Origin of the sequence: Streptomyces sp. WAC05292, assembly GCF_003949955.1 — a bacterium.
GTDB classification, from domain to species: Bacteria; Actinomycetota; Actinomycetes; order Streptomycetales; family Streptomycetaceae; genus Streptomyces; species Streptomyces globosus.
Genome location: NZ_RPSE01000230.1, coordinates 1 through 9839, shown reverse-complemented (window position 1 = coordinate 9839; position 9839 = coordinate 1). Strand labels below are relative to the sequence as shown.

General features: G+C 70.8%; 7 protein-coding genes. 2 read left to right on the top strand and 5 right to left on the bottom strand.

The genetic code is table 11. From position 1 onward, the window contains the following. Positions 1-342 precede the first annotated feature (342 nt). The 4 genes from EF903_RS21655 to EF903_RS21640 form a co-directional block, all read right to left on the bottom strand. A complete protein-coding gene (locus EF903_RS21655) occupies positions 343-2007 on the bottom strand; it encodes an alkaline phosphatase (RefSeq protein WP_125545644.1) in 1665 nt (554 codons plus the stop codon). Between the two features lie 133 nt (positions 2008-2140). Further along, positions 2141-2935, bottom strand: coding sequence for a thioredoxin domain-containing protein (locus EF903_RS21650; RefSeq protein WP_125545642.1), 795 nt, complete (start codon positions 2933-2935; stop codon positions 2141-2143). Between the two features lie 54 nt (positions 2936-2989). Further along, entirely contained in the window at positions 2990-3679 is a 690-nt protein-coding gene (locus tag EF903_RS21645; protein ID WP_125545640.1) for a hypothetical protein, read from the bottom strand. Positions 3680-3740: 61 nt separating this feature from the next. Beyond that, on the bottom strand, positions 3741-5084 hold the full coding sequence (locus EF903_RS21640; protein WP_125545638.1) for a DUF2252 domain-containing protein: 1344 nt from the start codon (positions 5082-5084) through the stop codon (positions 3741-3743). A 178-nt stretch (positions 5085-5262) separates the two neighbouring features. On the opposite strand from EF903_RS21640, the gene dnaE reads away from it, so the two are divergent. Next, on the top strand, positions 5263-8802 hold the full coding sequence (dnaE, locus tag EF903_RS21635) for a DNA polymerase III subunit alpha (RefSeq protein WP_125545636.1): 3540 nt from the start codon (positions 5263-5265) through the stop codon (positions 8800-8802). An 81-nt stretch (positions 8803-8883) separates the two neighbouring features. Here the strand turns inward: dnaE and EF903_RS34215 are convergent, their stop codons facing one another. Continuing rightward, on the bottom strand, positions 8884-9051 hold the full coding sequence (locus EF903_RS34215) for a hypothetical protein (RefSeq protein ID WP_185902757.1): 168 nt from the start codon (positions 9049-9051) through the stop codon (positions 8884-8886). A 205-nt stretch (positions 9052-9256) separates the two neighbouring features. Between EF903_RS34215 and EF903_RS21630 the strand changes: the two genes are divergently transcribed. Then, the coding region (locus EF903_RS21630) for an NYN domain-containing protein (RefSeq protein WP_148142551.1) at positions 9257-9839 on the top strand (583 nt) is incomplete at its 3' end.

Here is a 9839-nt window from a genome sequence, read left to right as displayed (position 1 = left end):
TCCCTCACCCCCCACCACGCTCGCGAGGAGTACACGTGCGCGCCTCTGCCCGCATATCCCCCAAGCTCCGCCGCCGCCTGCTGGTTCCGGCCAGGGCGGCCGGAACCAGCAGGCGGCGGCGGAGCTTGGGGGATATGCGGGCAGAGGCGCGCACGTGTACTCCTCGCGAGCGTGGTGGGGGGTGAGGGATTTCCTCACGCTGGCGCGAAGCTTATGTGTCCATGTCATGCCTGTGACAAGACCTGTGTGTAAAAGATTTGTTGCTTGTGAGGCGTGAGGGGTGCCTGGTCTGAACCAAGCACCCCCCGCATGCCGTAAAATTGACGGTCTGTCAGTAAACGATCAACGGACCGGGCTCCACGTCCGCTCCACCTTCTGCGTGCCGCTCAGGGTCCGGTACGAACGGGTCCAGGACGCCCCCGCGTCCTGCCGGCGCTTGTCGGACACGACGTAGTAGTCCATCTGCGACCGCTCGGCCGTCACGTCCAGCACTCCGTACCCGTGCGAGTCCATGTCGAGCCACTTCACGTGCCAGTTCGCCGCCTTGATGGCGGCCTCCGCCGCCAGGGAGGCCGTGTGCGCCGGCACGTGCAGCATGTCGTCGATGTTGTCCGACGTCACCGAGGTGACGACGAACTCCGTGGCGGCCGTCCCCGAGCCCGGGTAGGTCGCCATGTTCACCGGGACGTCGTTGGCGAAGGCCATGTGGATGTCACCCGTCAGGAACACCGTGTTCCGGATGTTCCGGTCCCGCAGGTGCGCCAGCAGCTCCTTGCGGTCGTCGGTGTAGCCGTCCCACTGGTCCGTGCTGATCGCGATGCCGCCCTCCGGCAGGCCGAGGAGCTTCGCCAGCGGCGCCAGCAGGTGCGCGGGCAGCGAGCCGAACGCCAGCGGCGAGATCATGACCGAGGTCCCGACGAGCTTCCAGGCGGCGTCCGAACCCGCCAGCCCCGCCTTCAGCCAGTCCAGCTGCGCCCGCCCCGTGATGGTGCGCTCGGGGTCGTCCACCGCGCCGCTGCCCACCTTGGCCTGCTGGGAGCGGAAGCTGCGCAGGTCGAGCAGGTGCAGGTCGGCGAGGGAGCCGAAGCGCAGGCGGCGGTAGACGGTGCCCGCGGTGGAGGGCCGCACCGGCATCCACTCGAAGTAGGCCTGCTTGGCGGCGGCCGCGCGGGCAGCCCAGTCCCCCTCGGTACCCGGCGTGTGGTTCTCCGCGCCGCCCGACCAGGCGTCGTTGGCGATCTCGTGGTCGTCCCAGATCGCGACGACCGGGTGTGCCGCGTGCAGGGCCTGGAGGTCGGCGTCCGTCTTGTACCGGCCGTGCCGGACCCGGTAGTCGGCGAGCGTGGTGATCTCGTGCCGCGGCTCGTGGGGGCGGACGGTGTACTTGGCCTCGGGGTAGCCGCCGCTCGCGTACTCGTAGACGTAGTCGCCCAGGTGCAGGACCGCGTGCAGGTCGGCGCGGGCGGCCAGGTGGCGGTAGGCCGAGAAGTACCCGGACTCCCAGTTGGCGCAGGAGACCACGCCGAAGCGGACCCCGTCCGTACGGGCGTCGTGGCGGGGCGCCGTGAGGGTGCGCCCGACCGCGGAGACCGCGGAGCCGGCGGTGAACCGGTAGAAGTAGGCGGTCTGCGGCGCGAGTCCGCGGACGTCGGCCTTGACGGTGTGGTCGGCGGCGGCCGTCGCGGTGACGGTGCCGCTCGCCACGACGCGGGAGAACGCCCTGTCCTCGGCGACCTCCCAGGCCACCGGGAGGGCCGGGCCGAGGCCGGAGCCGGGCACCGCCTCGGGGACGGGGGTGACGCGGGTCCACAGCAGGACGCCGTCGGGGAGGGGGTCGCCGGAGGCGACGCCGTGGAGGAAGGCGGGGCCGGCGGATGCGGCCGCGGCGGGCGCGGCGCCCAGGGCCGCCGCGAGCGGCGTGAGCGCGGCCGTGGCCGCCGCCGCCTTGACGACCGTACGGCGGCGGGGAGTCGCCGCCGCGGCGTGGGAGGTGAGATGACTGGTCACGGATCATCATATTACTGACGGGTATCATCGTGAGTACACACCTCGGACGGCAACGGGCGGGCGAACTCCAGGAGTCCGCCCGCCCGTTGGGAGGGAGGGGTGGGCGTGCCCGCCGCGGCGGGCACGCCGGGGCTCAGCCGGCGAGGGCCTTGTCCACGGCGGCCGTGAACTCCTCCGCCGTCATCTTCAGGCCGATCTCCTTGCCGTCCATCTTCAGCGCGGGGGTGCCCTTCACGCCGGCCTTGTCGAACTCCTTGGACAGCTCGACCGCCCAGCGGTTGTAGGTGCCCTCCTCGACGGCCTTCTTGAACTCGGCGTTCCCCTTGAGCGCCGGGACCTGGTCGGCGATCTTCAGCAGGTAGGCGTCGTCGCTGAACTTGTCGTCCCGCTCCTCCGGGTGGTTCTCCTTGGCGTACAGGGCGGTCTTGTACTCCAGGAACGCCTCCGGGCCGACGTTCAGTGCGGCGCCGAGCGCGCTCAGCGCGTTCTTCGAACCGCTGCCGCCCAGGCCCTTGTCCAGGAAGGTCGCGCCGACGAACTGCAGCTTGTACTTGCCGGCGTCCAGGTCCTTCTTTATCTGCGGGCCGACGCCCTGCTCGAACTGCGAGCAGACCGGGCAGCGGGCGTCCTCGTACAGCTCCAGCGTCTTCTTCGCGTCGGCCTTGCCGAGGACGACGGTCGTGCCGTTCTCGCCCGAGGTGTTCTTCGGGGCGGTCAGCGCCGCCGTCGCCGCCTTCTCCCACTCGTCGGGCTGGTTGGCCTGGACGACCATCCAGCCGATCCCGCCGGCCAGCGCGAGGGCGGCGACGACCGCGCCCGCGACCGTCGCCTGGCGGCGGACCTTCGCCTTCTTCGCCTGCTTCTCGCGCTCGGCGCGCAGCCGCTCGCGGGCCGCCGCCTTGTTCGCCTGGCTGTTGCGTGCGCTCATGGTGTTCTCCGTGGGGTGTGGTGCCGATGGGGAAAGGGGTCGTGCCGTACGGGGTCAGGCGCGCGCGAGCGCGCCGCGTACGGGAGGCCCCCTGAGCCCCACGGAGTGGACGGGGAAGCGGGTTCGGGCGCCGCGGCCCGCCCGGTCGGGGCGCGGCCCGCGCCCGGGGCGGCCGGCCCGCACCGCCGCGGAGGCCGCGGCCAGCAGCAGCGGCCGGAACGCCGAGGCGGCCGCCGCCCGCAGCAGCTGCGCCAGGGCCCGCTCGCCGTGCCGCAGCCAGACCGCGGCCAGCAGGCCGACCGAGATGTGCGCGCCGAGCAGCAGCCACGGGGTCCACGGCTCGGGCGAGGCCAGCAGCGCTGCCGGGTCGCCGGCGGCCTCGGTGACCTCGGCCAGCGGTCCGCCGAGCGGCTCGCCGCCGCACAGCTCGTGCAGGCCGAGCGCGCGCAGCGGGCCGGACACGGGACCGCCGGCGGGCCCGTAGCAGACGTGCTGGCCGGCGGTGAAGACGGTGTCGGCGGCCAGCTCCAGCGGGACGAGCAGGGCGGCGATCGGGCCGAGGCCCCGCTCGCGGCCCGCCAGCGGCCAGGCGATCACGAAGACGGCCGCGAAGGCCCCGGCCGCGAGGACCGGCGGCAGCGGCACCCGGGACATCAGGACGTGCGAGCCGGCCGACAGCAGCACGACGAGCGCGCTGAACAGCGCGACGCGCAGCGCCCTCGGTCCTGCCCCTGACATCTCCATCGCGGCGAGTCTGCCACGACTCCCTGTGAAACCGTGCCCCGGGCTTCGCGCCGGGGGAGACCTACGGCCGGATCCGGCCGTTGCGGAAGAGGTCGACGAAGATCTGGTGGTCGGCGCGGGCCCGGGCCCCGTAGGCGTGCGCGAAGTCCACGAGCAGCTCCGGGAAGCCCTCCTCGTCGGCGGCGATCGCGCTGTCGATGGCCCGCTCGGTGGAGAACGGCACCAGGGTGTGGCCGCTGCCGGCCTCGTCCGCCGCGGCGTGCATGGTCGCCGTCGCCCGGCCCAGGTCGGCGACGACGGCCGTGATCTCCTCCGGGTCGTCCAGGTCGGACCAGTCCAGGTCCACCGCGTACGGCGAGACCTCGGCCACCAGCTGCCCGGCCCCGTCCAGCTCGGTCCAGCCCAGCCACGGGTCCGCGTGCGCCTGGAGGGCCCGCTGGGAGATCACCGTGCGGTGGCCCTCGTGCCGGAAGAAGTCCCGGACCGCCCGGTCCGTGACGTGCCGCGAGACGGCCGGCGTCTGCGCCTGCTTGAGGTAGATCACGACGTCGTTCTCCAGGGCGTCGCTGTGCCCCTCCAGCAGGATGTTGTAGGAGGGCAGGCCCGCCGAGCCGATGCCCACGCCCCGCCGGCCCACGACGTCCTTGACGCGGTAGGAGTCCGGGCGCACCAGCGATTCGTCGGGCAGGGTCTCCAGGTAGGCGTCGAACGCGGACAGCACCTTGTACCGGGTCGCCGCGTCCAGCTCGACGGTGCCGCCGCCGGGAGCGAAGCGCCGCTCGTGGTCGCGGATCTCCGTCATCGACTCCAGCAGGCCGAAGCGGGTCCGGGAGCGGGCCGCGCGCAGGGCCGCCAGCAGCGGGCCCCGCGAGGTGTCCAGGGTGAAGGAGGGCGCCTCGCCGTCGGAGGGGCCGGCGGCCAGGACGCCGATCCGCTCACGGTAGGCGGCCGCGTACACCCGGACCAGGTCGCTGATCTGGGTGTCGCTGAGCGCCTTGGTGTAGCCGATCAGGGCGACGGAGGCCGCGAACCGCTTCAGGTCCCAGGTGAAGGGGCCGACGTAGGCCTCGTCGAAGTCGTTGACGTTGAAGACCAGGCGGCCGCCCGCGTCCATGTACGTGCCGAAGTTCTCGGCGTGGAGGTCGCCGTGGATCCAGACGCGGCCCGTCCGGTCGTCGAGGTAGGGGCGCCGGCCCCCGCCGGCCCGGCCGGCCCACTCGTGCTCCAGGTCGGCGTAGAAGAGGCAGGCCGTGCCGCGGTAGAAGGCGAAGGCGGAGGCGGCCATCTTGCGGAACTTGACCTGGAAGGCCGCCGGGTCCGCGGCGAGGAGCTCGCCGAAGGCGGTGCCGAAGACGTCGAGTATCTGCTCGGCGCGCTGTTCGTTCGTCGTCTCGGGGACCGCCATGGCGGGTTCCTCCTGGTGCACGGGCTGGTACGGGTTCCGACCGGGTGGACGCGCGAGCGGAGCCCCTGGTTCTGCAACGCCCGACCGTACCGCCCGCCGCCCCGGATGCGCGCCCCGCGCGACGTAGGATTCGAAGCTGCCCCCTGTCCCGAGCCCCAGCCCCCAGGAGTACAGCGCCGTGGCCAAGACGCCGTTCACGCACCTGCACGTCCACACCCAGTACTCGCTGCTGGACGGTGCCGCGCGGCTCAAGGACATGTTCAACGCCTGCAATGAAATGGGCATGACGCACATCGCCATGTCCGACCACGGCAACCTGCACGGCGCCTACGACTTCTTCCACTCCGCGCAGAAGGCCGGGATCACCCCGATCATCGGCATCGAGGCGTACGTCGCCCCCGAGTCCCGGCGCAACAAGCGCCGCATCACGTGGGGCCAGCCCCACCAGAAGCGGGACGACGTCTCCGGCTCCGGCGGCTACACGCACAAGACGATCTGGGCGGCGAACAGCACCGGCCTGCACAACCTCTTCCGCCTCTCCTCCGACGCCTACGCCGAGGGCTGGCTGACCAAGTGGCCCCGCATGGACAAGGAGACCATCTCCCAGTGGTCCGAGGGCCTGATCGCCTCCACCGGCTGCCCCTCGGGCGAGGTGCAGACCCGGCTCCGGCTCGGCCAGTTCGACGAGGCGCTCAAGGCCGCGTCCGACTACAAGGACATCTTCGGGGAGGGCCGCTACTTCCTGGAGCTGATGGACCACGGCATCGAGATCGAGCGCCGGGTCCGCGACGGGCTGCTGGAGATCGGCAGGAAGCTCGGCATCCCGCCGCTGGTCACGAACGACTCCCACTACACGTACGCGCACGAGGCCGGCGCCCACGACGCCCTGCTCTGCATCCAGACCGGCAAGAACCTCTCCGACCCCGACCGCTTCAAGTTCGACGGCACGGGCTACTACCTGAAGTCCACCGACGAGATGTACGCCATCGACTCCTCGGACGCCTGGCAGGAGGGCTGCGCCAACACGCTGCTGGTCGCCGAGCAGGTCGACACCGAGGGCATGTTCCAGTTCCGGAACCTCATGCCCAAGTTCGACATCCCGGAGGGCTACACCGAGGTCACCTGGTTCCGCGAGGAGACCATGCGCGGGATGCACCGCCGCTTCCCCGGCGGCATCCCCGAGGACCGCATGAAGCAGGTCGAGTACGAGATGGACACGATCATCTCGATGGGCTTCCCCGGCTACTTCCTCGTGGTCGCCGACTTCATCATGTGGGCCAAGAACCAGGGCATCGCGGTCGGCCCCGGCCGCGGCTCCGCGGCCGGCTCGATCGTCGCCTACGCGCTCGGCATCACCGACCTCGACCCCATCCCGCACGGCCTGATCTTCGAGCGGTTCCTCAACCCCGAGCGCATCTCCATGCCCGACGTCGACATCGACTTCGACGAGCGCAGGCGCGTCGAGGTGATCAGGTACGTCACCGAGAAGTACGGCCAGGACAAGGTCGCCATGATCGGCACCTACGGCACCATCAAGGCCAAGAACGCGATCAAGGACTCCGCGCGCGTCCTCGGCTACCCCTACGCCATGGGCGACCGGATCACCAAGGCCATGCCCGCCGACGTCCTCGGCAAGGGCATCCCGCTCTCCGGCATCACCGACCCCGCCCACCCCCGGTACTCCGAGGCCGGCGAGGTCCGCGCGATGTACGAGAACGAGCCGGACGTGAAGAAGGTCATCGACACCGCCCGCGGCGTCGAGGGCCTGGTCCGCCAGATGGGCGTGCACGCCGCCGGCGTGATCATGTCCAGCGAGAAGATCACCGACCACGTGCCCGTCTGGGTGCGGCACACGGACGGCGTCACCATCACCCAGTGGGACTACCCGAGCTGCGAGGCGCTCGGCCTGCTGAAGATGGACTTCCTCGGCCTGCGCAACCTCACGATCATGGACGACGCCGTCAAGATGGTGAAGGCCAACAAGGGGATCGACATCGACCTCCTGGCCCTCCCGCTCGACGACCCCAAGACCTTCGAGCTCCTCCAGCGCGGCGACACCCTCGGCGTCTTCCAGTTCGACGGCGGCCCCATGCGCTCGCTGCTGCGCCTGATGAAGCCCGACAACTTCGAAGACATCTCCGCCGTGTCCGCGCTCTACCGCCCGGGCCCGATGGGCATGAACTCGCACACCAACTACGCCCTGCGCAAGAACGGCCAGCAGGAGATCACCCCGATCCACCCCGAGCTGGAGAAGCCGCTCGAAGAGGTGCTCGCGGTCACCTACGGCCTGATCGTCTACCAGGAGCAGGTGCAGAAGGCCGCGCAGATCATCGCCGGCTACTCGCTCGGCGAGGCCGACATCCTGCGCCGCGTCATGGGCAAGAAGAAGCCCGAGGAGCTGGCCAAGAACTTCACGATCTTCCAGGCCGGCGCCCGGAAGAACGGCTACAGCGACGAGGCCATCCAGGCCCTCTGGGACGTCCTGGTCCCCTTCGCCGGCTACGCCTTCAACAAGGCCCACTCCGCCGCGTACGGCCTCGTCTCCTACTGGACCGCCTACCTCAAGGCCAACCACCCCGCCGAGTACATGGCGGGCCTGCTCACCTCCGTCAAGGACGACAAGGACAAGTCGGCCGTCTACCTGAACGAGTGCCGCCGCATGGGCATCAAGGTGCTCCCGCCGAACGTGAACGAGTCCGAGTCGAACTTCGCCGCCCAGGGCGACGACGTGATCCTCTTCGGCCTCACCGCCGTCCGCAACGTCGGCCAGAACGTCGTCGACTCGATCATCAAGACCCGCAAGTCGAAGGGGAAGTTCTCCTCCTTCCCCGACTTCCTCGACAAGGTCGAGGCCGTCGTCTGCAACAAGCGCACCGTCGAGTCGCTGATCAAGGCCGGCGCCTTCGACGAGATGGGCCACACCCGCAAGGGCCTCGTCGCCCAGCACGAACCCATGATCGACAACGTGGTGGCGGTCAAGCGCAAGGAGGCCGAGGGCCAGTTCGACCTCTTCGGCGGCATGGGCGAGGAGGACAGCGGCCAGCCCGGCTTCGGCCTCGACGTCGAGTTCTCCGACGTCGAGTGGGAGAAGTCCTACCTGCTCGCCCAGGAGCGCGAGATGCTCGGCCTCTACGTCTCCGACCACCCGCTCTTCGGCCTGGAGCACGTCCTGTCCGACAAGACGGACGCCGGCATCTCCCAGCTCACCGGCGGCGAGCACTCCGACGGCGCCGTCGTCACCATCGGCGGCATCATCTCCGGCCTCCAGCGCAAGATGACCAAGCAGGGCAACGCCTGGGCCATCGCCACCGTCGAGGACCTGGCCGGCTCCATCGAGTGCATGTTCTTCCCCGCCACCTACCAGCTGGTCTCCACCCAGCTCGTCGAGGACGCCGTCGTCTTCGTCAAGGGCCGCCTCGACAAGCGCGAGGACGTCCCCCGGCTCGTCGCCATGGAGCTGATGGTCCCCGACCTGTCCTCCGCCGGGACCAACGCCCCCGTCGTCCTCACCATCCCCACCGTCAAGGTCACCCCTCCGATGGTCACCCGGCTGGGCGAGATCCTCCGGCACCACAAGGGCAACACCGAGGTGCGGATCAAGCTCCAGGGGCCCCGCAGCACCACCGTCCTGCGCCTGGACCGGCACCGGGTCCAGCCCGACCCCGCCCTCTTCGGCGACCTGAAGGTCCTCCTCGGACCGTCCTGCCTCGCCGGATAGCCCCGCGGGGCCGCAGCGCCGCGAAGGGCGCGCCCGGAGGTACCGGGCGCGCCCTTCGCGCGTACGCGTCGCAGCGCGGCGTCAGTTGTGGCCGAAGCGCCTCTGCTTGCCCTTGCGCGCCATGTCCATCGGACTCGGCGCCGAGGAGTGCGCCTCGGCCGGCGAATCCGCCGTGCCGCGCGAGGCCTCCGGACCGGACGATCGCGACGGCTGCTTGGCGGGGGTCTTCTGGTTCTTGTTCTTGGCCATGGTGGAACCTCCGTGAGGGTCTAGGGGCCAGGACCGCATTCACACTCACACAGCGCCACAGACCGCGCATTTTGGATCTTTCACCGCACAACCGGACAGACGCTCCGGATCCGCCACGCCGATGATCGAGTTCCGGCCGTCAAGCCCCGTGCCGTCGGGCAGACTCGGGGAAACCCGAGGAAACCCGAGGACCCCCACGGAAGAGGTGGAACGCGTGGACCGCTGCGTCGTCCTGGTGGACGCCGGCTATCTGCTGGGCGCCGCCGCCAGCCTTCTCGCGGGCGAGCCCTCCCGCTCCCGCATCACCGTCGACCACGCCGCCCTCATCCAGGCCCTGCGCGAGCGTGCCGAAGCCGACACCCGGCAGCCCCTGCTGCGCATCTACTGGTTCGACGGCGCACCCGACCGGGTGCCGCAGCCCGAGCACCGGCGGCTGCGCGTCATGCCCCGCGTCACCGTCCGCCTCGGCGCCCTGACCCGCAGCGACGGCCGCTGGGCCCAGAAGGGCGTCGACGCCGCCATGCACGCCGAGCTCACCGAGCTCGCCCGCAACCGGGCCTGCTCCGACATCGTCCTCGTCACCGGCGACGGCGACCTGCTGCCCGGGCTGATGTCCGCCAAGGAGCACGGCGTCGCCGTCCACCTGTGGGCCGTCCAGGCCGCCGACGGCGACTACAACCAGTCCGAGGACCTCGTCGCCGAAGCCGACGAGCGGCGCGTCCTCGACCGGGCCTGGATCACCCGGGCCGTCCGCGCCAAGGACCTCGCCGGGCTCTGCTCCCCGCCGC